Annotated in this window: 22 protein-coding genes; 16 read left to right on the top strand and 6 right to left on the bottom strand. The window is 38.5% G+C overall.

Features of this window, described 5'->3' with window-relative positions:
- Nucleotides 1-42 precede the first annotated feature (42 nt).
- The 3 genes from hslO to umoB all read right to left on the bottom strand — a co-directional run bounded on the left by hslO (nt 43) and on the right by umoB (nt 3,547).
- Complete coding sequence (gene hslO, locus DK865_RS12435) at nt 43-927, bottom strand: Hsp33 family molecular chaperone HslO (protein ID WP_109392059.1); 885 nt, start codon at nt 925-927, stop codon at nt 43-45.
- A 26-nt stretch (nt 928-953) separates the two neighbouring features.
- Nucleotides 954-1,367 carry a ribosome-associated heat shock protein Hsp15 gene (gene hslR / locus DK865_RS12430; protein WP_109392058.1) on the bottom strand — a complete coding sequence of 138 codons (414 nt, stop codon included), beginning with the start codon at nt 1,365-1,367 and terminating at the stop codon, nt 954-956.
- A gap of 71 nt (nt 1,368-1,438) precedes the next feature.
- A complete protein-coding gene (gene umoB / locus DK865_RS12425; protein WP_036914258.1) occupies nt 1,439-3,547 on the bottom strand; it encodes a flagellar biogenesis regulator UmoB in 2,109 nt (702 codons plus the stop codon).
- Between the two features lie 353 nt (nt 3,548-3,900).
- Between umoB and nudE the strand changes: the two genes are divergently transcribed.
- Nucleotides 3,901-4,452: an ADP compounds hydrolase NudE gene (gene nudE / locus DK865_RS12420; RefSeq protein WP_023583124.1), complete on the top strand. Its 552-nt coding sequence runs from the start codon at nt 3,901-3,903 to the stop codon at nt 4,450-4,452.
- A 46-nt stretch (nt 4,453-4,498) separates the two neighbouring features.
- On the opposite strand, the gene mrcA is transcribed toward nudE, so the two are convergent.
- On the bottom strand, nt 4,499-7,033 hold the full coding sequence (gene mrcA / locus DK865_RS12415) for a peptidoglycan glycosyltransferase/peptidoglycan DD-transpeptidase MrcA (protein ID WP_109392057.1): 2,535 nt from the start codon (nt 7,031-7,033) through the stop codon (nt 4,499-4,501).
- A gap of 115 nt (nt 7,034-7,148) precedes the next feature.
- Here mrcA and DK865_RS12410 point away from each other — a divergent pair, with 115 nt between their 5' ends.
- The 11 genes from DK865_RS12410 (at nt 7,149) to trpS (ending at nt 16,864) form a co-directional block, all read left to right on the top strand.
- Nucleotides 7,149-7,973 carry a hypothetical protein gene (locus DK865_RS12410; protein ID WP_109392056.1) on the top strand — a complete coding sequence of 275 codons (825 nt, stop codon included), beginning with the start codon at nt 7,149-7,151 and terminating at the stop codon, nt 7,971-7,973.
- Nucleotides 7,961-8,527: a fimbrial assembly protein gene (locus tag DK865_RS12405; RefSeq protein WP_109392055.1), complete on the top strand. Its 567-nt coding sequence runs from the start codon at nt 7,961-7,963 to the stop codon at nt 8,525-8,527. The genes DK865_RS12410 and DK865_RS12405 overlap by 13 nt, the downstream gene beginning before the upstream one ends.
- The gene (locus tag DK865_RS12400) at nt 8,524-9,054 is read left to right on the top strand and encodes a hypothetical protein (RefSeq protein WP_109392054.1); all 531 of its coding nucleotides are present in this window, start codon (nt 8,524-8,526) and stop codon (nt 9,052-9,054) included. Before DK865_RS12405 ends, DK865_RS12400 begins: the two co-directional genes overlap by 4 nt.
- Nucleotides 9,051-10,151: a type IV pilus secretin PilQ gene (pilQ, locus tag DK865_RS12395; protein WP_109392053.1), complete on the top strand. Its 1,101-nt coding sequence runs from the start codon at nt 9,051-9,053 to the stop codon at nt 10,149-10,151. The genes DK865_RS12400 and pilQ overlap by 4 nt, the downstream gene beginning before the upstream one ends.
- Before the next feature lie 579 nt (nt 10,152-10,730).
- Entirely contained in the window at nt 10,731-11,252 is a 522-nt protein-coding gene (gene aroK, locus DK865_RS12390; RefSeq protein ID WP_036914409.1) for a shikimate kinase AroK, read from the top strand.
- A gap of 54 nt (nt 11,253-11,306) precedes the next feature.
- Complete coding sequence (gene aroB / locus DK865_RS12385; RefSeq protein WP_109392052.1) at nt 11,307-12,401, top strand: 3-dehydroquinate synthase; 1,095 nt, start codon at nt 11,307-11,309, stop codon at nt 12,399-12,401.
- A gap of 170 nt (nt 12,402-12,571) precedes the next feature.
- Complete coding sequence (locus DK865_RS12380) at nt 12,572-13,510, top strand: SPOR domain-containing protein (RefSeq protein WP_023583117.1); 939 nt, start codon at nt 12,572-12,574, stop codon at nt 13,508-13,510.
- Between the two features lie 82 nt (nt 13,511-13,592).
- Nucleotides 13,593-14,408 (top strand): adenine-specific DNA-methyltransferase, encoded by an 816-nt coding sequence (dam, locus tag DK865_RS12375; RefSeq protein WP_023583116.1) that lies wholly within the window; start codon nt 13,593-13,595, stop codon nt 14,406-14,408.
- A gap of 44 nt (nt 14,409-14,452) precedes the next feature.
- Entirely contained in the window at nt 14,453-15,124 is a 672-nt protein-coding gene (gene rpe / locus DK865_RS12370) for a ribulose-phosphate 3-epimerase (protein ID WP_023583115.1), read from the top strand.
- Nucleotides 15,124-15,834, top strand: a complete 711-nt coding sequence (locus DK865_RS12365; protein ID WP_023583114.1) for a phosphoglycolate phosphatase — start codon at nt 15,124-15,126, stop codon at nt 15,832-15,834. The genes rpe and DK865_RS12365 overlap by 1 nt, the downstream gene beginning before the upstream one ends.
- Nucleotide 15,835: 1 nt before the next feature.
- Nucleotides 15,836-16,864 carry a tryptophan--tRNA ligase gene (gene trpS, locus DK865_RS12360; RefSeq protein ID WP_023583113.1) on the top strand — a complete coding sequence of 343 codons (1,029 nt, stop codon included), beginning with the start codon at nt 15,836-15,838 and terminating at the stop codon, nt 16,862-16,864.
- Between the two features lie 77 nt (nt 16,865-16,941).
- Here the strand turns inward: trpS and yiiM are convergent, their stop codons facing one another.
- Both yiiM and sodA read right to left on the bottom strand, forming a co-directional pair.
- A complete protein-coding gene (gene yiiM / locus DK865_RS12355; protein WP_109392051.1) occupies nt 16,942-17,616 on the bottom strand; it encodes a 6-hydroxyaminopurine reductase in 675 nt (224 codons plus the stop codon).
- A 115-nt stretch (nt 17,617-17,731) separates the two neighbouring features.
- The gene (sodA, locus tag DK865_RS12350; RefSeq protein WP_036914251.1) at nt 17,732-18,355 is read right to left on the bottom strand and encodes a superoxide dismutase [Mn]; all 624 of its coding nucleotides are present in this window, start codon (nt 18,353-18,355) and stop codon (nt 17,732-17,734) included.
- Nucleotides 18,356-18,727: 372 nt separating this feature from the next.
- Between sodA and acs the strand changes: the two genes are divergently transcribed.
- The 4 genes from acs (at nt 18,728) to DK865_RS12330 (ending at nt 24,817) form a co-directional block, all read left to right on the top strand.
- Nucleotides 18,728-20,686, top strand: coding sequence for an acetate--CoA ligase (acs, locus tag DK865_RS12345; RefSeq protein WP_023583111.1), 1,959 nt, complete (start codon nt 18,728-18,730; stop codon nt 20,684-20,686).
- Between the two features lie 159 nt (nt 20,687-20,845).
- Nucleotides 20,846-21,157, top strand: a complete 312-nt coding sequence (locus DK865_RS12340; protein WP_006534371.1) for a DUF485 domain-containing protein — start codon at nt 20,846-20,848, stop codon at nt 21,155-21,157.
- Entirely contained in the window at nt 21,154-22,809 is a 1,656-nt protein-coding gene (locus DK865_RS12335) for a cation acetate symporter (protein WP_109392050.1), read from the top strand. The genes DK865_RS12340 and DK865_RS12335 overlap by 4 nt, the downstream gene beginning before the upstream one ends.
- 424 nt (nt 22,810-23,233) lie before the next feature.
- The gene (locus DK865_RS12330) at nt 23,234-24,817 is read left to right on the top strand and encodes a phosphoethanolamine transferase (protein ID WP_109392049.1); all 1,584 of its coding nucleotides are present in this window, start codon (nt 23,234-23,236) and stop codon (nt 24,815-24,817) included.
- The last annotated feature ends 396 nt before the right edge of the window (nt 24,818-25,213 follow it).

Here is a 25,213-nt window from a genome sequence, read left to right as displayed (position 1 = left end):
CAAAATAGCGTCCTCTTGATAAAACCCTCTTGCTAAATCGAATCAGTGCAATTCAGAGCTATCTAACTTATTGATATTATTAATATCACTCTCTGTGAAGATGTAATGTGTTCCACAATACTCGCATTCCATATCAATATTTCCCTGTTCTTGCAACAGGTGGTTCACATCTTCTTCAGACAATGTTACTAATGTATTTTCACAACGTTCACGTGAACAAGTGCAATGGAATTCAACAACTTGAGGATCATAAAGCGTAACATCTTCTTCATGATATAAGCGATGTAAGATCTCTTTAGTATCGAGCGTAAATAGCTCTTCTGCTTTGATTGTGTGTGTTAACTGTGTGAGCAATTCAAAATGTTCAGCAGTATGTTCTGCTGTGAACGCTTCTGATGCAGGCAATACTTGTAATAACATACCCGCGGCAGCTGGCTTGCCTGCTTGCATACCACTACGAATAAATACGCGTGTAGGTAGCTGTTCTGATTGCTTAAAGTAATTATCAATACAAGCTTCAATAGTTTCACCATCAAGAGCAACAATACCTTGATAACGTTCACCTTTTTCAGGTGTTACCGTGATGACCATAAAACCATTCCCGATCATCTCTTTTAAGGTACTACCTGCTTTAACATCATCTCCAATACGTGCAACACCACGCATTTGTTGATTGTTATTTCCATTGATCACTGCCAATCGTACAGGACCATCACCTTGTATTTGAACCGTAATATCACCTTCAAATTTGAGCGTAGCTGTTAACAAACTCGTTGCCACCAGTAAATCACCCAGAAGGTGTTGAACTGGCTCAGGATAATGGTGATTTTCGAGCATTGATTGATAGGTTTCAGTCACATTGACCAATTCGCCACGTACCGCGTTTTTTTCGAATAAAAAACGTGATAAAGAGTCTTTTTTAGACATGATTTTCTCTCATTTCAGGGAATCGGTTAATCCGATTCTTGTAAATTTGTCTGTTTGAAGCGAAGTAAGGTACGTCTTTCCTTTTTATCGGGACGACGTTCAGGATGAGGCATTGTTAACGCATTCATTTTTCTTGCTAGAGCAATTTTTTCTCTTTTAGCAAGACTCTCTGGTGTTTCACAATACATCGCTTGGGCTTGGGTAGCACCTTGTCGCTGTGAACTCACCACCAGAAGGGTTACCGTCCGTTCATCATTACCTTGTCGTAGGCGTATTTCAGCGCCCACTTCAACGATTTTACTCGGCTTACCTCTCACACCATTGTAATGAACTTTGCCACCTTCAATCATTGTGCGAGCGATAGCACGCGTTTTATAGAAACGTGCCGCCCAAAGCCATTTATCTAAACGGACGCCACTTTCTTGCGATGGTTGACTCATCCCTTTCTCCTTAACTTCAACTTCTTTATGAAGGCGATAGTGTAAACACATAGCCTTCCACAACAAGGGACTTACTGAGGAGGGCGATAAAAACAGTGCTCATAGTAGAGACTGATTTTATTCATGCGTTGGTTGTTTTGTCGCCGACGCCGGATGATAAGAAATAGATTCAATATTAAGAACCCAATAGCGATAAACAATAATAACGTATTCCCGATGTAATATAACATTGTCATCGAATCTGGCAGGCTATGTAAAAATATCTGTAACGTACCATTCGCATCAACAATCATGCCCGTTATTACACCACCTGTATCAAACGGTGTATGCAATAAAATATCGGATAAACGTTGTAGTTCTCGCCACTGTTCTAACGGAGTGGGTTCAAACACTGAATTTGAACTTGAAGCGTAATCAACAAGCTGTTTTCTTTCATCACTGATTAACAGCACACCACCCGGTGGAGGGCTGTTTAACAGTATTGCGGCTTTATCTATTTCTCGGTAGATAAAAGAAGATGTGGTGGTGTCGATAAGCTTTTCCAAGGCCTCAGCACTCACTGCACGCAATAAAACATTCGTTCCGGTTAATTTACCACTTTCAGCGCGTTGAACTAATGCAGTCCAATCATTGACGTTACTTAAGTTAACTAGCGCCATTTTAAGGCGAATACATTCATTTTCTCGTGGACATAAATCCTGTGTTTTCAACACAATGCCATCAAAATTATCTAACAAATTCATCCCAGATTTAGTAATCGCTTGACCTAAACTTGGGTTAACTCGGTTATTAGAAACAGGGTGTAATTGCTCTTCAACCATATGCAATAAAGCTGCAGCTTTTTCTATCGTACTAGATTCAGGCATTGGCATTGGATTACTGTTATTCCAGTAAATTCCCGAGCAATCAAACGGGGCAAAAATCGTTTTATTATTCTTACTTGATAAATTAGGTGGCATGTAGCACATCCCAACCCCTTTCGCTTGAATAATATCCCCGACATGCAAATCGGTTGTTTCCAACTCAGTAAAATTGGTAACTAAATGCGGTTCTGTATCTTTAAACCATGAAAAACTCAGTTTCATTGAAAGAGAAAGAGGTTGATAAAGATACAACATGCCGATAATAAATAGGCTCCAGAAAACGAAAATAATGTTTTTAATATAGCGTTTATAGGGATAGTTTTTTTCTTCATCATGTAATGAAAGGTAGTTTCCCTGCTTTACAACATGATGACTTGGATACATTTCTAAATAAGTCACCTTATCAATATCGCTTTGAATATAAGGCTCCCAATGAGGTGGGTAAACAAGATCAATGCCCCCTAAAGAAACATTTTTCACCTGCCCATGATCAAAGTTACCAAAAAGTCCCCAGCGCTTTAAACGCCCCTTAAAACAGTGAATTTCTTGTTTACGAGGTTTAATTAATGGGTTGTGGATCAGAAAAACACCAACAGCAAGAAAAACACCACCGGTCGCGAGGATCCAAGGAAGAAAAACTTGAGGCATCATTAAGGCTGTTAGGCACAACGTAAGCCCTATACAAATAAAAGAGCCATCCCAAAAACCAGAGGAATTATGTAATCGATATTCTTCGTTTGTTTCTTCTCGGATTTGTAATAAGTGAGCCGCATCACCCTCATTCTTTTGAATTGTTGATGAACCATTTGCCAATATAGGCTCAGAAAGCTGCTTTAAACTTAAAGCAGAAAAATGAATTTTTTCATCTTTTAAGAAATGGCCATTCACACCCACAACGATGGGGATCGAAGGGGTACACACAACATCGAGAACGTTTTCTTGCTGAAGGTAAGGGACAAGTAGCGGGGGGATATGAATTTCTACAGCATCAATATAGTAACGCCAATGATTTAATCCTTCACTAGAACCTGCAAAGCGATTAACGATATTTCTTAGTGTAGTAACAACTTCACCTTTAATTGGCATATCGGGAACGTTTTGTAATGAATAGCCAGAAGAAAAATCAGAGGTACCAAAATAAGATAAATAATCACTAATAAGCCCATAGTCATCAGAAGTGAGCTTGCGGTAAGTAGGTTTAGCGAGAGATGGGAGATGATGTGAGCCATCAAGCCGCCTTCTTTTAAAGAATAGAAAGGCGGCCATTATAAATAGGCTTATCATTAAGATAGCCAATATAATGACTGATAATCTCATTTTTTCCCCATGCCTATACTGATGCTGCGTAGTAACAATAACAAATTTAAAACCCTGCCTAACATAAGGCAATTCCTATTCTTTTGTTCTATTTTTTATTTAAATACAATAGATTATATTTTTATAGTCGCGTTATAATTTATATCTATTTTCAAGTTTATATCCGCTAACAATGCTATCTTCAGGTAAAATAGCGAATCAATAAATAATAATATTCTCAAAAAATCAATAAATAACTAGGTTTGATAGCGGAGTGTACTCAATTTTCCTTTAAAAGCTAAATCTAATTGTTAGATTTATTTTGTCATTAATGTGTTAAATTCAGGTTAATCTCTATTCTGCCAGGGGCTGTTATGAAAGCACTAAAAAAACCCAATATATTAAACATTGATAACATAGCCCGTTCTCAATTATTTCAGATCCAATCCGTTAATCTGGAGTTTAGTAACGGAGAAAAGCGCACTTATGAGCGAATGAAACCCGCTAATCGTGAAGCCGTTATGATTGTGCCTATTATTGATGACAATCTTATTCTTATTCGTGAATACGCTGTAGGTATCGAAAATTACGATTTTGGTTTTCCCAAAGGCGCAATTGATCCTGGTGAAAATGCCCTACAAGCCGCAAACCGTGAACTAAAAGAAGAAATTGGCTATGGTGCCCACTCATTAATAGAACTCGCCAAGCTTTCTATGGCGCCATCTTACTTTTCTAGCAAAATGAACATAGTCATTGCGCATGATCTTTATCCAGAACAACTCGAGGGTGATGAACCGGAACCACTGATCCAAATACGCTGGCCTATCGCAAAAATGATGGACTTACTCGATCATCCTGATTTTACAGAAGCTCGTAGTGTCAGTGCTCTCTTCTTAGCCCACCGCTATCTATTACAAAATAAATAGATAATAAAAAACCGGACTTCAACATCCGGTTTTTATTTTCGATTAATTAGAATAACTCGTTAGATTCGCCATTATCCTCAAAAATCTGTGTTCCTACTTCATTTTTTGCTCTTTCTGTCGGTTCAGTTCCTTCAATAAAATATTCTTTCATTGAAGGACCATCACCCGCCAATTTTCCTGTTCTTCTATCAATTTGAACAGCGACAACACCTTGTGGTACAGGCATCATATTAACAGGTACACCATCTAGAGCCACTTTCATAAAGTCGTTCCAAATAGGTTGTGCTGTTTTCGCCCCCGCTTCACCACCACTCGCAGCCGTTCGACCTAAATTGCGACTACTGTCATCAAAGCCAATCCAAGCTGTGGCAACAATGTTGGCACCATATCCAGAGAACCACGCATCTTTAGAACTGTTAGTTGTTCCTGTCTTACCACCAATATCTTGGCGTTTAAGATCACGAACAGCACGCCAACCTGTACCAGACCATCCCGGTTCACCAACAAGGTTTGTTCTTAATGCATCATGCATTAAGAAAGCCAGTGGTGTGCTGATAACATGTGGCGCATAAGGGCTTTCTTTTACAGTTTCAGCTAATGGTGCTTGTTCTAATTCAATTTCAGGCGTAGCGGCTACTGGCTGAGATTTATTAGATTGAGCAACGTTTTCCATATAATCATCAGATAATGCAATAGAACGCATGGTATCGCCATAAATAACCGGGATATCAGTACAATCTGGGCAAGCTACTTTGGGGTTGGCAGTAAACAGCTCTTCGCCATCCGCATTTTCAATACGTTGGATATAGTAAGGCTCGATGAGATATCCGCCGTTTGCCATAACAGCAAACCCTCGTACCATTTGCATTGGTGTAAATGATGGTGATCCTAATGCTAAAGATTCTGTTCTATCGATATTTTGATTAGGGAAACCAAAACGTAATAGATAATCAGCAGCATAATCCACCCCCATTGCGCGCATTGCACGCACCATCACCACGTTTTTAGACTGCCCTAAACCTTGACGTAAACGAATAGGACCTGCATAAGTTGGCGGTGAGTTTTTAGGGCGCCAATCTGTGCCTGCACCAGCATCCCAACGGCTAATAGGTAAATCATTAAGCAATGTTGACAACGTCAATCCTTTATCTAATGCAGCCGCATATAAGAAAGGTTTAATGTTTGAACCAACTTGGCGTAAAGATTGAGAAACTCGGTTAAATTTACTGATCTCAAAATCAAAACCACCAACAAGCGCAATAATCCCTCCGTTGATCGGATCTAATGCAACAAATGCCGCATTAACACCCGGAAGTTGCGCGAGCACCCAACTGTTTTCGTTATTTTGACGTACCCAAATTTGCTCACCAACATGCACAACAGCATCAACTTTTGTTGGTGTAGCACCTTGAGAGGTGTCAGAAATAAATTTACGAGCCCAACGCACCGCTTTTAAATCTAGGGTAATGTTGTCGCCTGTTTTTAAGATAACTTTGGCTTCTTTCGCATCAGCAGATAACACAACAGCCGGAATTAAGGGACCATACGTTTGGATCTCTTTTAATTTCTTATTGATAGCTTCGTTATCCCATGGTGTTTCCCCTTCACGCCACAGAACTTCTTGAGCACCTCGGTAACCATGACGCATGTCGTAGTCGATAACATTATCACGCAAGGCTTTTTCTGCTGCTAATTGATCTTTACGAACAATCGTAGTGTAAATCTTATAACCATCGGTATAAGCATTTTCTCCATAGCGCTCATACATTTCCATTCTCACCATCTCGGTAAGATAAGGTGCAGAGAAATCAATTTGCGGAGCATGGTATTTAGCCACAATAGGCTCGGCTCTTGCACTTTCATATTGTGCACGAGTGATATAGTTCTCTTCATACATACGCTGTAAAACGACATTACGACGTTTTAAGGCACGATCATAAGAATAGAGTGGGTTAAGTGTAGATGGCGCTTTCGGTAAACCAGCAATGACAGCCATTTCATTTAAGCTAAGCTCATGAACACTTTTACCAAAGTAAACATAAGCAGCAGCACCCACACCATAAGCACGGTTACCGAGATAAATTTTATTTAGATACAGCGCTAAAATTTCATCTTTAGTGAGCTCTTTTTCAATGCGGATCGCCAAAAAGGCTTCTTTTATTTTTCGCATTAATTTCTTTTCTGGTGTTAAAAAGAAATTTCGAGCTAATTGTTGCGTAATGGTACTAGCGCCTTGAGAAGCTTGTCCTGATGTTAATGCTACGACAACAGCACGCGAGATCCCAATAGGGTCAATACCGTGGTGTTCACGAAAACGCGTATCTTCTGTTGCGATAAAGGCATTAATAAGTTGAGGAGGCATCTCCTCCAATGTTAGCGGTAAACGACGTTTTTCGCCGTATTGCGCGATCAATTCTCCGTCGGCACTAAATACCTGCATAGGGGTTTGTAAACGAACATCTTTTAATGTCGCGACATCGGGTAACTGAGGCTCAACATACTTGTACATACCATATATCGAGGCTGCTCCCAAAATTATGCAAGCAAAAACGAAGATGAAAAAATATTTTAAGAACTTCACCTTAAATTTCCCATGTAGTGTGAATTGGGCGGTTTATAAACAAACAGTGCGTAGTATAAAGGTAACGCCTCTTTGAAAATAGGCAATTACTCATCAATAGATATGGATATCACTTATGGAAACACACAATTACCAGATTGGTATTGAAATTAACACTCGTCATATCAATGCAGTTTTGGTATTTCAGCAGAATAAACAATGGAAGATCAGTGCATTTTGGCAATTCCCTTTACCTCTTAATGATGATTTAAATGACACATATTTAAGAAAAATCCTAATAGATTGGCGTAAAAAATTACCCTCTATTAATAATGTTACGCTTTCTCTACCAGATATTTATGAAAGCTATCAAACTATTCCACTGCCTCATGCAGTTTCCCTTACATCAGCAGCATGTTATCGATTAGCGCAACTACGAGCCACATCTTACACACAAAATACCAAAATCCCTGTTAATTTTGACTATCGGCAAAATAAGGGGAAACTCGCTATTCATCTGTGTCATAAAACGATTTTAGAAAAGTATATTGACTTATTTTCTCGAATAAACTTAACAATAACTGCGATTGATATCCCTGCATGTGCATTACGCTACTTAGCCACTTACCTTGACATTTCACCTCAGGCTCCGCTTTTGTACTGTAAAAATAAAACGCTATTTTGGGTATCATCTGATGACAATATGCCCCATTACGGCACGCTCCTCTATGAAAACCAACAAGAGCAACAAGCTTGTATTTACCAGTTAATCGAAAAATATCATTGGTCATTAAAACAGTGCTACTTAACGGGGGATAATGAAGAATATTTTCGTCAGTTGATGCCTATTTTTCCCAATTTTTCTCACGACTTATTTAAAACAATATCAGATAAAGCTCTCATTCCACTTGTTGCATTGGGTTTGGCATTACGCCCTGAAGAGGTGTTATGTATCAAGTAAACTACCTACCTTGGCGCCACAAGTTATTTAGACAAAAAGCATTGTTATGGCTTTCTCAAACGTTATCATTGGTCACGATTATTTTCGTTATTTGTAGCTATTACACCTACCATTTGGCACAAAAACGATCTCTCATAACAGACCAACAACGTCACACTCAACAACAAGAAGATTTATTACTAAAACAGCTCGATATATATCAAAAACAGAAAAAACAGACACTTTTACGTTATCAACACTATTCACTCTATTATCAAAACTGGCTACGCTATTTACATTACATTCGCTTCTTTCGAACCATCGAAACGCATCTTCCCTCAACAGGTTGGATTAGCCATTATGATGAAGCAGGTAATCAACGCTCACTGCATCTCACTCTCCCCAATACGCAATCACTTTCTTTTATTACCAACCTTAAAAGTCATCCTGTTTTAGCCTCTTTAACGTTGAGTTATTTAGAACAAAGCAAAACTGATCCGTCTTACACAGAAGTACATTTAAATGGAAAATCAGAAGAACAAGCACGATGGAACGAAGAAGAGGAAAACCAATGAAAATAAATACACAATGGTTGTTACTTATTGCGTTTCTACCGAAGTGGAAACTAACTTTACTAAGCTTAATTATACCTTTTATTACCTTTCTATTTTATTACCTATTTATCTACACAGGCTATCAGCAAGAGATAGCCCAACAACACGTAGAAATAACACAAAGACTAAAACGTATTAATCATCTTCAAAGTACATTAAGCACAATGCCATCGATGAATTCACTAATCACACAACAAATAGATTATGACATCCCATTCGATAACTCACAGGTTAGTGAGCAATTACAACGCTTACTGATGACTTACCATTTTATACCTGAAGTTTGGGAGAACGCGCCTAACTCTTTATATAAACTCACTTTTCATTTGTCTTATCCACAGTTTTTAACACTCTTGGAATGCCTTAATCAAACAAGTTTAGCGCTTATTTCGCTAAATGTTGTTCCAATAGAAAGGCATCTAATTTCAGTACAAATGAGCCTTACAGCGCTAAGTTATCCTAGTGCAATACCGGGTGATATATCATGAAGATAGGAATGTTAATTGCCATATTCTGTATGACAACCGTCATTTGGGCTCACACTCGAGATCCTTTCTTTCCTGAAAATAGGGATGATGAAAAGATATCATCGACCTTTATTGAAGCGCAAACACCCACTACGGAGCAATCTGAAGAATTACATCACCAGCTTTATCCTTTAAATTATGCTGATGCTGAGAGACTAGGTGAACAACTCAGTAATCATACTATTCCATTATTGAGTCAGCAGGGGCGCGTTATTATTGATCGAGAAGCAAACAGTCTTTCGATCGTTGATAATAGTAAAACACTGTCTGAAATTGGAGATTGGCTAAAATTACGGGATACCCCACAACAACAAGTTCATATCACAGCACATATTGTGAGTAGCAGTCAGGATGCTTTAAATGAATTAGGCACTCAATGGGGATTACAAGCATTAAAAACACAAACCGAAGCAGTATCTACAATACCTAATGTGACTTCAACAACTCCCTCGCTTAATTCGGCGTTATCATCCCCTTCACTTTCTGCATTATCACTCCATCAAAATACCAAAAATCCTCTTCACTATATTGCATTTAATATTGCCAGGATTAATGGGCGCCTATTAGAGCTTGAATTAAGCGCACTAGAGCAAGAGAAACAGTTATCTATTATTGCAAGTCCACGACTAACAACCGTTCATGAAAAAACAGCATCCATCAAACAAGGAACGGAGATCCCCTATGTCAGTCGAGATAATGAAATTACACGAGTTCAATTTAAAGAGGCCGTCTTGGGTATGGAAGTCACCCCCATAATCCAAAGAGATAAAAAGATAAGGTTAATACTTAAAATTAGTCAAAACACGCCAGGCATTGCACTTGTTCAAGGCGGGAGTGAACATCTGTCTATTGATAAACAAGAGATCAGCACAGAAGTGACTATTCGAGATGGAGAAACCATTATGTTAGGAGGTATATTTCAGCAAAAACAGCAAGAACACACGGCAAAGATCCCTTTCTTATCCTCTATTCCATTATTAGGCGTACTTTTTAGTCATAAAAGAGATCAACACAGTCGCCATGAATTGGTTATTTTTATTACACCCAAATTAATCTAATTTTTTATGTGATAAATACTTTTGTTATAAAATACAAAGCGCTATATGTTTTTTACTAGGATTAAACTGAGAGTTATTCATTGTTTTTTCTTATAATCTGTATTTATAGATTTGACGATGAGGACGATTTAGCTTACAAGGGTTAGCTAATTTGAGTGAGCCTGAAACATCACAATAAAAATACGGATACATTTTATGCACTTCCTCTACTCTTGGAGGTAGGGCTTTTTATATGTAATATTGATCGATTGATGACGAAAAAGACAATATTATCAGATGCGGTTTTCCGACTAAATTGTGTTAGAATCTCCGCGTTGCCAACAAAGATAATTACTTTTTTAGTAGTTTTTGTTATGTACTGTGGGCAAAGGGATTTTTATCCTATGTTGTCGCTTATGACAGCATGTGGTTATTTTATAGCGATCTACTGAAAGAACTCAGTCTTATTATGAGAGTAGATAACAAATGTTATCAGGTGTGAATTAGATAAACACTCATAAATTTCAGTTTAGGTCCCGTCGCTGAATGAATTTGGCGGGGCGGGTTATCATTAACGAATATCTTAGTAATACCAAAAACATGGCAGAGAAACGTAATATCTTTCTGGTTGGGCCTATGGGTGCCGGCAAAAGCACTATTGGTCGTCAGTTAGCTCAACAACTTAGTATGGAGTTTTATGATTCCGATCAGGAAATTGAGCGGCGTACAGGTGCGGATGTAGGTTGGGTATTTGATGTTGAAGGCGAAGAAGGCTTCCGTCAACGAGAAGAGAAAATAATCAACGAACTTACTGAAAAACAAGGCATTGTACTTGCAACAGGTGGTGGTTCGGTGAAATCGCGAGAAACCCGTAACAGACTATCTGCACGAGGTGTGGTTGTTTATTTAGAAACCAACATTGAAAAACAACTCGCGCGTACCCAACGTGATAAAAAACGTCCTTTATTGCAAGGTGTTGAACCTGTGCGCGATGTCTTAGAGACATTAGCTGAAGAACGTAACCCTCTTTATGAAGAGATTGCTGACATCACTATTCATACTGATGATCAGAGTGCAAAAATTGTAGCCAATCAAATAATTGAATTATTAGAACAAAACTAATAAATTCAGCTATTTATAAGGTTAAGTAAAGACAATAAGAAGAAGGCCACTGTTATGGAAAAAATCACTGTCACATTAGGTGAAAGAAGCTATCCCATTACCATTGCTTCTGGCCTTTTTCATCAAGAAGATACCTTTTCACCTTTAAAAGCAGGGCAGCAAGTTATGATAGTCACAAACGTGACACTTGCTCCACTCTATTTAGAAAAGGTAACGAACACCTTAAAAAAACAGGGTGTTTTGGTTGATAGCGTAATTTTGCCTGATGGCGAACAATATAAATCGCTTGAAATCATGAATGATGTCTTTACTGCATTATTAGAAAAAAACCACAATCGAGATACCACACTGATTGCATTAGGCGGCGGTGTTATTGGTGATTTAACTGGTTTCGCCGCAGCAAGCTATCAACGTGGCGTTCGCTTTATCCAAGTACCTACCACATTATTGTCACAAGTCGATTCTTCTGTGGGTGGAAAAACCGCGGTTAATCATCCTCTCGGCAAAAATATGATTGGTGCGTTTTATCAACCCGCTTCTGTTGTTATCGATCTCGATTGTCTTGCCACATTACCATCTCGTGAACTTTCATCAGGTTTAGCTGAAGTTATTAAATATGGCATCATTTTAGATAAAGACTTTTTTATCTGGCTTGAAAATAATATTGATAAACTCTTGGCTCTTGATCCTAAAGCCATGGCATTTTGTATCCGCCGTTGCTGTGAATTAAAAGCTGACGTCGTTGCCGCTGATGAAAAAGAAACACGTGGTTTACGCGCGCTACTCAACCTTGGTCATACCTATGGACACGCGATTGAAGCTCATATGGGGTATGGTGTTTGGTTACATGGTGAAGCCGTTGCCGCAGGTATGGTAATGGCGGCAAGAACATCTCAAGCGCTTGGTCAATTCACTGAAGAAGAGACTCAACGTGTTATTCAATTGCTTAAGAAAGCCAATCTTCCTGTCAATGGTCCTATTGAAATGATACCAGATGACTATTTACCTCATATGATGAGAGATAAAAAAGTATCTGGTGGCAAATTACACCTTGTTTTACCAAAAGGTATCGGTCAATCCGAATTGCGTGCCGATATTACTCGCGAACAAGTCCGCAAAGCGATAACATCTTGCATTAATGCAAATTAAGCTCCCCATTACCTGACAATAAACAAACCAGAATATTCATTTAAGGAAAATTCTGGTTAATATTGTCAAATGCAACGTTTCAGAAAAAGCGTTTCATCCTTATACTATGAGGTAATGGCTAAGGCTGAATAGAATATTTTACGCTTTTTGACGCTCTGACGGAGGGCATAATGGACGAGTTCAAACCTGATAATGAAACCAAGGGTAATAATTCACTCAAACCAGATACATCGGATAGACCAGAACGTCGAGTCAACCGACCTCGTAGCAATCCATTAAAAAACGCACGATTCTCTGTATCCCGTCAACAGATGATGATTGGTGTCGGTGTTTTAGTCCTTATTCTGCTCATTATTGCAATAAGTTCAGCATTAAAATCACCAGAAACCACTGAACCTACGCCTGCCACCAATACAGAAAGAAATATCGACCTATCTCAGCAATCATCATCCGTTACGCCTTCAGACAATGGTCAGTCATCGACACCTCAATCTATTTCTGGGCAAGATATACAACCCGTGACACCACCTTCACAAAATTTACCTCCAATGATTGATTCTCAAGGTCAACGTGTTGAGATCCCTGGAGATATCGTTGATTCTTTAAATCAACAACAAGCAGGCATTAATCAAGCGACTAATCAGCAATTAAATGCACAACAACCAAATCCTGCGCAGCCTGTTACACAGCCACCGGTCACCAAACCTGTACAACCCGTACAAAAACCGGCAGAAGTAAAAACACCGCCGACAAAACCAGTAACACCACCAGCAACAACGCAACCAAAACCTGCAACGACTAAACCTGTTGTTTCAGGCTCATTATCAGCGGGTAACTTAAGCACTATCCCTGCTACTAACTATACGTTGCAATTAAGTGGTGCAAGTCGCCAAGATACCTTAGAGGCTTTCGCTAAAAAGAACCTCAATGGAAACTACGCTATTTACAAAACACAGCGTAATGGTAATCCATGGTATGTACTCATCTATGGAAATTATCGTAATATAAGCGAAGCCAAACAGGCCGTTTCTTCTTTACCAGCGCCAGTACAAGCAAAACAACCTTGGGTTAGACCGATGAAACATGTTCATCAGGATCTAAAAAAATAATTAAGACGAAGTTCACCGCTGATATGCTGTCTGAAACAGAGTACAATCGGCGACTCTGAAACGATTGAGAAATTTGGACGGCATGAAAAAAAAACGCGCATTCCTAAAATGGGCTGGTGGTAAATATCCTTTGGTAGATGACATTAAACGTCATCTGCCTGAGGGTAATTGTTTAATTGAACCTTTTATGGGTGCCGGTTCTGTTTTTTTAAATACAGAATACGATTCATATATTCTTGCCGATATAAATAGTGATCTAATTCATCTCTATAATACGGTAAAGCAGCATCCTGAAAAATTTATGAAGGATGCCCGCTTATTATTTACCCCTCAAATGAATATCGCAGAAGAGTTTTATCAACTACGACAAGAATTTAATCGTTCAACGGACGCTTATCAGCGTAGTGTGTTATTTCTCTATCTTAACCGTCATTGTTACAATGGGTTGTGTCGTTATAATTCAAAAGGAGAGTACAATGTCCCTTTTGGTCGTTATAAAAAACCCTATTTTCCTGAAGCTGAGCTAGTTTGGTTTTCTGAAAAAGCACAAAAAGCCGAATTTGTTTGCCAAAGTTACTCATCAACTATGACCAATGCAGAAAAAGGCGCTGTTGTTTATTGCGATCCTCCTTATGCACCATTATCACCGACTGCAAATTTCACGTCATACCATACAAATAGCTTTAGTTTTCAAGAGCAGGAACATCTGGCTCAACTTGCCTCAATGCTGGCTTACGAGAGACAGATACCCGTGTTAATATCAAATCATGAGACTGCGTTAACAAAAGAGTGGTATGTAAACGCAAAAGAGCTACACAGTGTGAAAGTCAGAAGAACAATCAGTAGCAACACGCTGGGTCGTAGCAAAGTGAACGAATTACTTGCCTTATATAAATAATCGTTAACACCTCCCGACAATGGGAGTGTTGTCAGGAGAATGCGATGAAAGACTTTCTGATTGCCCCTTCTATTTTATCCGCTGATTTTGCTCGCCTTGGTGAAGATACTGAAAAAGTACTCGCTGCTGGCGCAGATGTTGTCCACTTTGATGTTATGGATAACCACTATGTCCCTAATCTGACATTTGGTGCACCAATTTGTAAGGCTCTCCGCAACTACGGTATTACAGCCCCTATTGATGTTCATCTAATGGTAAAACCCGTTGATCGTATCATTCCTGATTTTGCCAATGCGGGCGCAACATATATCTCATTTCACGCTGAAGCCAGTGACCACGTCGATCGCACTATTCAATTAATTAAAGATTGTGGTTGCAAAGCAGGCTTGGTGCTTAATCCAGCAACCCCATTAAACTATCTCGACTATGTTATGGATAAATTAGATCTTATCCTGCTGATGTCTGTTAACCCAGGCTTTGGTGGTCAATCATTTATTCCTAATACGCTCGATAAATTACGCCAAGTTCGTAAGATGATTGATGATGGTGGTTATGACATTCGTTTAGAAATTGATGGTGGTGTTAAAGTCGATAATATTGCAGAAATTGCGCAAGCTGGCGCTGATATGTTTGTTGCGGGCTCCGCTATTTTCAATCAGCCAGACTATAAGCATGTTATCGACAATATGCGCCATGAATTAGAAAAGGTATCGTAATGACAGATAAAAAACTCAAAGGTATCCGTGCTATCGCCTTTGATCTTGATGGCACCCTCACCGACAGCGCTGTTGGTCTTACAGAAGCAACAGACTACGCATTAAAAGCAAAAGGTTTCCCTCCTGCTGGCAAACATAATGTCACTATTTGGGTTGGGAACGGTGTGGATATGCTACTGACACGCGCTTTGCACAATGCTGGCGTCGAGGATGTGACTGATACCTTATTAAAAGAGATGCGTGATCTTTTTGATGAACATTATGCAACCTCAGTCAAAACAGGCAGTGATTTATTCCCTCACGTCAAAGAAACCCTTGAAGCATTAGCTTCACACAATATTCCTCTGGGTATCGTTACCAACAAACCAACACCATTTATTGCACCATTACTACAACAACTGGAAATTGAAAAATACTTTTCCTTAGTGTTAGGTGGCGATGATGTGAAAGAAAAAAAACCACATCCGGCACCATTATATTTAACAATGGGCACATTTGGTGTTAAAAAGGAAGAACTCCTTTTTGTTGGGGATTCTCGCAACGATATTATTGCAGCACAAGTGGCTGAGTGCCCTTGCGTAGGTTTAACCTACGGCTATAACTACGGCGTATCTATTGCAGACAGCAAACCTGATTTTACTCTCGATAATTTTGCTGATTTGCTCTCTATCCTCGATATCACGCCAATGACAACTGTGGAACAGAATTAAAATGACGACTTCAGTAGAAAAAACGGCACAAAAGCCAATTGTATTCAGTGGTGCACAACCTTCTGGTGAATTAACTATCGGAAACTATATGGGTGCACTGCGTCAATGGGTACAAATGCAAGATGATTATGATTGCATTTACTGTATCGTTGACCAACACGCCATTACAGTACGTCAAGATCCAAAAGAACTTAGAAAAAGAACCTTAGATACGCTGGCTCTTTATCTTGCTTGCGGTATTGATCCCGAAAAAAGCACTATTTTTGTTCAGTCACATGTTCCACAACATGCACAATTAAGCTGGGCACTTAACTGCTATACCTATTTTGGTGAATTGAGTCGAATGACGCAATTTAAAGATAAATCAGCGCGTCACGCCGAAAATATCAATGCAGGGCTATTCGACTATCCTGTATTAATGGCGGCAGATATTCTTATCTATCAAACAAACCAAGTCCCTGTTGGCATCGACCAAAAACAACATCTTGAATTAAGTCGTGATATTGCTCAGCGCTTTAACGCTATTTATGGCGATATATTCACCGTGCCCGATCCTTTTATTCCCAAAGGCGGTGCTCGTGTGATGGCATTACAAGATCCGACTAAAAAAATGTCTAAATCTGATGATAACCGCAATAACGTTATCGCATTGCTTGAAGATCCAAAAGCGGCAGCGAAAAAGATCAAACGTGCAATGACAGACTCAGAAGAGCCACCTCGTGTTATTTACGATCTTGAAAATAAAGCCGGTGTCTCTAACTTACTGGATATTTTAGCGGGTGTAACAGGAAAAACTATTCCTGAATTAGAAGCTGAATTTGAAGGCAAAATGTACGGTCATCTAAAAGGTGCTGTCGCTGATGCGGTATCTGAAATGCTAACCAACATTCAAGAACGTTTTAACACATTCCGTAATGATGAAGCCTTACTTAATAAAATCATGAAAGAAGGTGCTGATAAAGCCAAAGCTCGCGCTCAAGCAACGTTAGACAAGGTTTATGACGCTATCGGATTTATTGCACATCCGTAATTTTTCGTTAATGCATAAAAAAACACCTCGCCTATTTTTAGGAAGGTGTTTTTTTTAATAAAGAGCAAATTAACTATTTATTCTTTAAATAACCGTCGATCAAAACTCTCAATGGTTTGATTTTTCAGTCTTAACTGCATGGTCTTACTCCAACTTGCTGATAATCCTGCGGCACTTAATAGACGATGATAAAGCTCTTCATCAAAAGGCATATGAAAAGCAATAGAAATCGCTTCTTTAATAGAGATATCACTGTTTCTTGAAACCAAAACAAGAGGATGATGACTACCGGTTTCTCCTGTGCTCACAACGCGATATAACCAACCACAATAACCACTATCTTGCATTATTTGCGAAAAATGACTGACTTCCGTCACTGTATTAAGTTTGTAGCAAGGTGAGCGAGGTTGAGTAACTTGAATTAATGCTGTTCCCCATTGGTAAATATCACCAATAAAAACATTTTCTTCTGTCATGCCTGTTGTTGAGATATTTTCACCAAATGCAGGGGCGTGAAAAAAATCAGCCAATTGAGGGAATTGCTCAGCCCAGTAAAGATAATGTTCTTTAGGGTAATGACAAAGTGCGCGATCAGGACCACCATGAAAATGCTTTTCTGCTTGCTCATCACCTTCTAATCCCAGTGATGTCAATTTGATATGACCATCCACCAGCCTTTTGGTGATCGCACTGGTAAATCCATTAGATGTTGTTGTGATATGACCGATAAAAACACTAGGAAAATAACGCATAGCTCACTACCTAAACAGAAAAGAATAACCCATAGTAAAGAGAGTGTTCAAAAGAAACAATGCCGACAAATGTCGGCATTGAAAATATAAAAAAGAAAGACAGTAATCTACTCAATCATGCTTTACTCTGAAAACGTTTTTGCGCTTCGTCCCAGTTAACCACCGACCAGAACGCTTTAATATAATCAGGACGGCGATTTTGATATTTCAAGTAGTAAGCATGTTCCCACACATCTAACCCTACAATTGGGTAACCAGATGCGCCAGCTAACTCTTCACCCATTAATGGGCTATCTTGATTTGCAGTAGAAACAACCGCAAGTTTGCCATCGTCTTTTAATACCAACCAAGCCCAACCTGAACCGAAACGGCTAGCAGCCGCTTTTTCAAATAGCTCTTTAAAGGCATCAACGCTACCAAAATCGCGCTCAATCGCATCTTTTAGTGAACCTTGTAATTGAGTACCTAACTTCAAGCCTTTCCAGAATAATGAGTGGTTAGAGTGACCACCCGCATTATTACGTAAAAAGGTACGTTGATCAGCAGGCACTTTATGAAGATTTTTAATTAACTCATCAATCTCTAAGCCCGCAAGCTCAGGTAATTTTTCCAATGCTGTATTGGTGTTATTCACATAAGTTTGATGATGCTTAGTATGGTGAATTTCCATTGTACGCTCATCAAAGTGAGGTTCTAATGCATCATAAGCATAAGGCAGTGCAGGTAATGTATAGCTCATATTAATCTCCAGTGCTGTTTTATCTTGGATCACACCATGTGATTTATCTTTTCATTTCATTATAGTGAAAAAAACGTTAATGAAAATCATTATCATATCCATATTGTTTTTGTGGTTTTTTTATCCAGCATGGTTAAATTAATTTTCACAGTATATTATTTTAATTTTAAAGCTTTCTATTAAATGATAATTCTATTAAATAAGAGAATAGTAGATTAATCATTCACCACTCGCTTTCGCACTATTTGAACATTCCATGAAAAGCATTTCCATTAATTCGTGATCTTCTGCGCAAAAAAGAAACAATCTTTATTTACCCTCTTTTGTTAACGACTTTTTGACATAGTATTAACAACAGTGAGGAGAACTATTATGACAAAAATAAACCAACATCATATTCCTGCAAGCGTTGCAGAACACGCCCTGATAAATAAAGAGCAATACCAAAAAGATTATGAATTATCCATCAAAAACCCTGAGGCCTTTTGGGCAGATAAAGGAAAAATTATTGACTGGATAAAACCATATACTGTGGTAAAGAATACTTCTTTTGACCCAGGCCATGTACGCATTCGCTGGTTTGAAGATGGTCAGCTAAATATCAGTCAAAACTGTCTTGATCGCCACCTTAAACAACGAGGTGATCAAGTCGCCATTATTTGGGAAGGCGACTCACCTAATGAGTCAAAAAAAATCACTTACCGACAACTCCACCAAGATGTTTGCCAATTCGCTAACGTATTAAAAAATTTGGGTATTAAAAAAGGCGATGTTGTGGCTATTTATATGCCGATGGTGCCAGAAGCAGCCGTCGCTATGCTCGCTTGTACTCGTATTGGTGCTATCCATTCTGTTATTTTTGGTGGTTTCTCTCCTGAAGCGGTTGCAGGCCGGATCATTGATTCAAAAGCTAAACTCGTCATTACAGCTGATGAAGGATTACGTGCGGGTCGCGCGATTCCTTTAAAGAAAAATGTTGATGATGCTTTAAATCACGCTGATATTCCTCCTATTAATCATGTAGTGGTATTTCGTCGAACAGGACATACTGAACAATGGATTGAAGGACGTGATGTTTGGTGGGATGAGATCATCCAAGGTGTTAGTACAGAATGTGATGTTGAAGTGATGGATGCAGAAGATCCTCTCTTTATTCTGTATACCTCAGGTTCAACAGGTAAACCCAAAGGTGTACTGCACACAACAGGGGGTTATCTCGTTTATGCTTCAATGACCTTTAAATACACCTTTGATTATCATGAAGGCGATATTTATTGGTGTACCGCTGACGTAGGTTGGGTAACAGGTCATAGCTACTTACTGTATGGTCCTCTTTCAAATGGTGCGACTACAGTTATGTTTGAAGGAGTCCCTAATTACCCATCTGTTAACCGTATGGCTCAAGTTGTTGATAAGCACCAAATCAATATTTTATATACAGCACCGACTGCAATCCGTGCATTAATGGCAGAAGGTGATAAAGCAATTGAAGGGACTCAACGTACCTCTCTGCGTATTCTAGGCTCCGTTGGTGAACCTATTAATCCAGAAGCCTGGGAATGGTTCTATCAGAAAATGGGACGTAGCCAATGTCCTATCGTTGATACATGGTGGCAAACAGAAACCGGTGGTTTCATGATAACCCCATTACCGGGTGCTATGGATCTAAAACCAGGCTCAGCAACACGCCCTTTCTTCGGCGTTCAACCTGCCATTGTCGATAATATGGGAGAAGTACAGCAAGGGGCTTGTGAAGGTAATTTAGTGATTACTGATTCTTGGCCAGGTCAAGCAAGAACACTTTTTGGCGATCACGATCGTTTTGAACAAACTTACTTCTCAACGTTTAAAGGGATGTATTTCTCTGGTGACGGAGCGCGTAGAGATGAAGATGGTGACTACTGGATAACAGGACGTGTTGATGATGTTTTGAATATTTCAGGTCACCGCTTAGGAACAGCAGAGATTGAGTCCGCTCTTGTTGCACACCCTAAGATTGCAGAAGCTGCAGTAGTTGGCATCCCTCACAATATTAAAGGACAAGCCATTTATGCTTATGTCACTTTAAATCACGGTGAAGAGCCAACACCTGAACTTTATACTGAAGTTCGCAACTGGGTACGTAAAGAAATAGGACCAATAGCCACACCCGATATCCTCCATTGGACAGATTCCTTACCCAAAACACGATCAGGGAAAATTATGCGCCGTATCTTGCGTAAAATTGCCTCTGGCGACACAACTAACCTCGGGGATACCTCAACACTCGCTGATCCGGGTGTTGTAGAGAAACTGTTAGAAGAAAAACAGTCTCTATCACTCACGGCTTAACTCACAACACAATAGCTGTCATTTAAAAAACGTAATACGGCAAAGCAAAGGCATAAAAATGCCTTTGCTAGGTGCCCTTACCTAAAAATCATGAAATGCGGGGGATTTAAACCTCTAAATCTAGTGATAAACCAAACAATTATATAGAGGAGAACTCTGATGAATGCCAATATTTATCAAGAGATAGAAAACAACCCTCGCTTTAAAGAACTGGTTAATAAACGTAGTCGTTTTTCATGGACACTTTCAATCATTACGCTCGTTATGTATGTCTCATTTATCTTACTTATTGCTTTCTATCCACAATGGTTAGGTACACCACTGTACGAAGGAAGCTACATTACACGAGGTATTCCTATTGGTATTGGCTTAATTATTGCCTCATTTCTATTAACAGGTATTTACGTAATCAAAGCGAATACTGAATTTGACAAACTTACCGCTGAAGTTATTGAAGAGGTAGAAAAATGAGAAAGTTACTCTATGCAATAAGCTTATTTTTTCTTTCTTCAACAGTGGCTTATGCTACTGCAATAACAGAAGGAGGTGAGAAACAACCTATGAATATTCAGGCCATCATCATGTTCCTAATATTTGTAGGGTTAACACTTTACATTACTTATTGGGCTTCTAAACGTACTCGCTCTCGTGCTGATTACTACACAGCCGGAGGAAAAATCACAGGCTTTCAAAACGGGATGGCAATCGCAGGTGACTTTATGTCTGCGGCATCATTTTTAGGGATCTCCGCGCTGGTTTATACCTCAGGTTATGATGGACTTATCTATTCAATTGGATTTCTAATTGGTTGGCCTATCATTCTTTTTATCATAGCTGAACGTTTACGTAATTTAGGGCGCTATACCTTTGCGGATGTTGTCTCCTATCGCTTAAGCCCTAAACCTGTGAGAACACTCTCCGCTATTGGATCACTGGTTGTGGTTGCTCTTTATCTGATTGCACAAATGGTCGGTGCCGGAAAATTAATCGAACTTCTTTTCGGCTTAAACTACCATATTGCTGTTGTACTCGTCGGTATTCTAATGGTGCTATATGTTTTATTTGGAGGCATGTTAGCTACCACTTGGGTTCAGATCATTAAAGCTATTTTGTTACTTGCAGGTGCAAGCTTTATGGCTGTTATGGTTATGAAAGCTGCCGATTTTAATTTCAATACCTTATTTAAAGAAGCTGTTAGTGTTCACTCAAAAGGGTTCTCTATCATGAGCCCTGGTGGGTTGGTTTCTGATCCTATATCTGCGCTCTCTTTAGGTCTTGCTTTAATGTTTGGTACGGCGGGACTTCCTCATATTATCATGCGCTTCTTTACTGTTAGCGATGCAAAAGAAGCCCGTAAGAGTGTTTTCTATGCAACAGGTTTTATCGGTTATTTCTATATTCTTACTTTTATCATTGGTTTCGGCGCTATCTTACTCGTTAGCCCTAATCCTATGTTCAAAGATGCCGCTGGCGCTTTAATTGGCGGAACCAATATGGCGGCGGTTCACTTAGCGGATGCCGTTGGCGGTAATTTCTTCTTAGGTTTCATTTCAGCTGTTGCCTTCGCCACTATTTTAGCCGTTGTTGCAGGACTAACTTTAGCAGGTGCATCTGCTGTATCGCATGATCTCTACGCCAATGTAATTAAAAATGGGCACGCCGATGAAAGACAAGAGCTAAAAGTATCCAAAATTACTGTCGTTATCTTGGGTATCGTCGCTATCGGTTTAGGTATTTTATTTGAAAAACAAAATATTGCCTTTATGGTCGGGCTAGCATTCTCAATTGCGGCAAGCTGTAATTTCCCAATCATATTGTTATCGATGTATTGGAAAGGACTTACAACACGAGGAGCCGTGGCGGGAGGATGGTCTGGCTTACTCGTTGCTGTCACGTTGATGATCTTAGGACCAACAATTTGGGTAAGCATTTTAGGTCATGAAAAACCAATCTACCCTTATGAATATCCGGCATTATTCTCAATAATCATTGCTTTTATTGTCTCATGGTTTTTCTCTATTACAGATAAATCATCTTTAGGTGAACAAGAAAAAGCAAAATTCCAAGCACAGTTTATTCGTTCTCAAATTGGCTTGGGTATTGAGCAAGGCAAACAACACTAACAGCCTGAAATAATGCTATCTTTCTAAATAAAAATAACCCCAAAGTGAATTCCAATTTTGGGGTTATTCATTTCCAATGATTTCTATTAATTATCATAAAAATCTTGATCCTATTTATATTGTTTACTTTTTTAGAATATTTTTAATCTTTAACGACATATCTATACGATTATTTAAATAACTTATTATTGGTTATTCTACTGTTATAAAAAGAAAAATAAATTAAATTAAAATCAATCAATTACAAATAGAATTTATTTGCTACATAGCTTATTAATAAAGCTAAAGTTCTAAAAATAATGAGAAAGAAACATGATAATATCAATTTCAGACACACTTCAGCCAAACAAGGCTTGTATTGTTAAAAGGTAAATGGTTAACTTTTTATTCTACATAAAAAGAGGTGGCAGTTTTTAAATAGATTATGTCTCGGTTAACTCATTACGCACTTTTATTTTTCTTATCGATGGCACCCGCTGTATTAGGTGGTTCAACGCTGCATATAGAACAAAAGATCTATATTGTTCTTATTGGTTGGCTACTTATGCTGATATGTAGTGGCATTTATCGTTCTGTCTTGGGAAAAATAATAACCTTTACGATTAGTGCGTTATGGTCTTTAAACCTTTCTATTTCTCTATTTTTCTATCGTGAACACGATATTGCTTTTTCATCATCCATTGCTGAAACTTTTATTAATACTAACGGCAGCGAAACTGTCGGTATGCTCTCTTATAATAAGTACTATGTCTTATTTTATATATGTGCTTTTGCCATTTACTCTTTTTCTATCCATAGAACAGCGAGAGTATCGGATCTAAAAACGACAAAATACAGTATGATGGCTTTTGTTATATTAATAGCCATCATTCCAATTTATAAAAATTTAGCATTAAGAAACGATAACAATGGTCAATTGCTTGCTGAATATACCCTTCTTAATACGCCTTTCTATAATGCAGCAGCACTTGTCCGAACTTTCCATGAAAATCGCAAAATAAGAAGAATTGCCACTCAAAAAGTTGAATTTAAATATAATAAAAATAGTGATAATACAGAAGTTTATATCCTTATCCTTGGAGAATCCGTTCGCAGAGATCATCTAGGTATTTATGGCTATCAGCACGATACAACACCTAATCTAATGAAAGAAAAGAGTAACCTTATCCTTTTCAATCAAGTGTATTCTCCAGCACCAGTAACTATTCTTTCTGTTCCGATTTCACTCTCAAATATAGGATTGGAACAGTTACAAGATAAAAATCATTACGCTGATAATATTGTTTCTCTCGCCAATCATGCCGGATTTAAAACATATTGGCTAAGTAACCAAGGTGAAGGCAATCAAAAAACAAGTGTTATTTCTGTCATTGCTAATATGGCTCAAAATAAAAAGTGGAATGATTTTATTGGTTATGATGAAGAATTACTTCCTTATTTAGATAAGGCTCTTAATGAACAATCTGCACAGAAAAAATTAATTATCCTACATACATATGGTAGCCATGAGCCGGCCTGTAATCGATTTCCAAGTCAGTATTTAAAAAAATTCACACAAGAAGATGATGATAACTGCTATGACAGCTCTATTGCTTATACAGATAAATTAATTAATGACATTATTGAGAGAGTCAAAGATAAACCAGCCTCTATTCTCTACTTTGCCGATCACGCTTTACAGCGTCTCGATAAAAATAGAGAGGTTCGTTATCATCATGGTGTAAATACACCACGAAAAGAAGCTTATGACATACCTTTGTTTATTTGGTATAGCCCATCGTCTATTAAACCTGTTATCGATAATGAAGTGTTGAATAAGCCTTATTCAACGGTAAATAACTATTGGCTACTAAGTAGTTGGCTTGGGATTGAGCACAATTCTCCCCAAAAATGTCACTCACCATTACATGAGTGCTATCAGCCTAAATCACCAATCACGGTTATTGATGGCAATAAAAATCTCTTAAACTATGATTTATTGCGTTCAGAAGAGCAAGAACCCCAATAAATAACATTCTCACTAAGTAAAAAAATAGACTCCGTAATAAAGAGTGTATTTTTATATTTGCACTATCTGCTTCTAATAATATCCATCAAAGATAACCAGAAAAAAGGGCAGGATAATCTTACTCTAGGTATTAAATTGAGTAGTGTTAGTGATAGATAGAAAATAAATAAAGCTGAAACTATTATTAATGAAGAGCCATAAAAATGTTTAACGGCATGAAGATTGGCTCTTTTATTGGGTAATATAATATCCCTATATCAAGAACATCTAATTAAGTTCAGTTAATTAACGATTAATATATAATCTATATAAAACCCCCAAACGCAAAAAAGCCAACCCATTGGGTTGGCTTTCTCGTCTTATTTAATGCCTGGCAGTTCCCTACTCTCACATGGG

The organism is Proteus cibi (assembly GCF_003144405.1).
GTDB lineage: Bacteria > Pseudomonadota > Gammaproteobacteria > Enterobacterales > Enterobacteriaceae > Proteus > Proteus cibi.
This window is presented reverse-complemented; position numbering and strand designations above follow the sequence as displayed.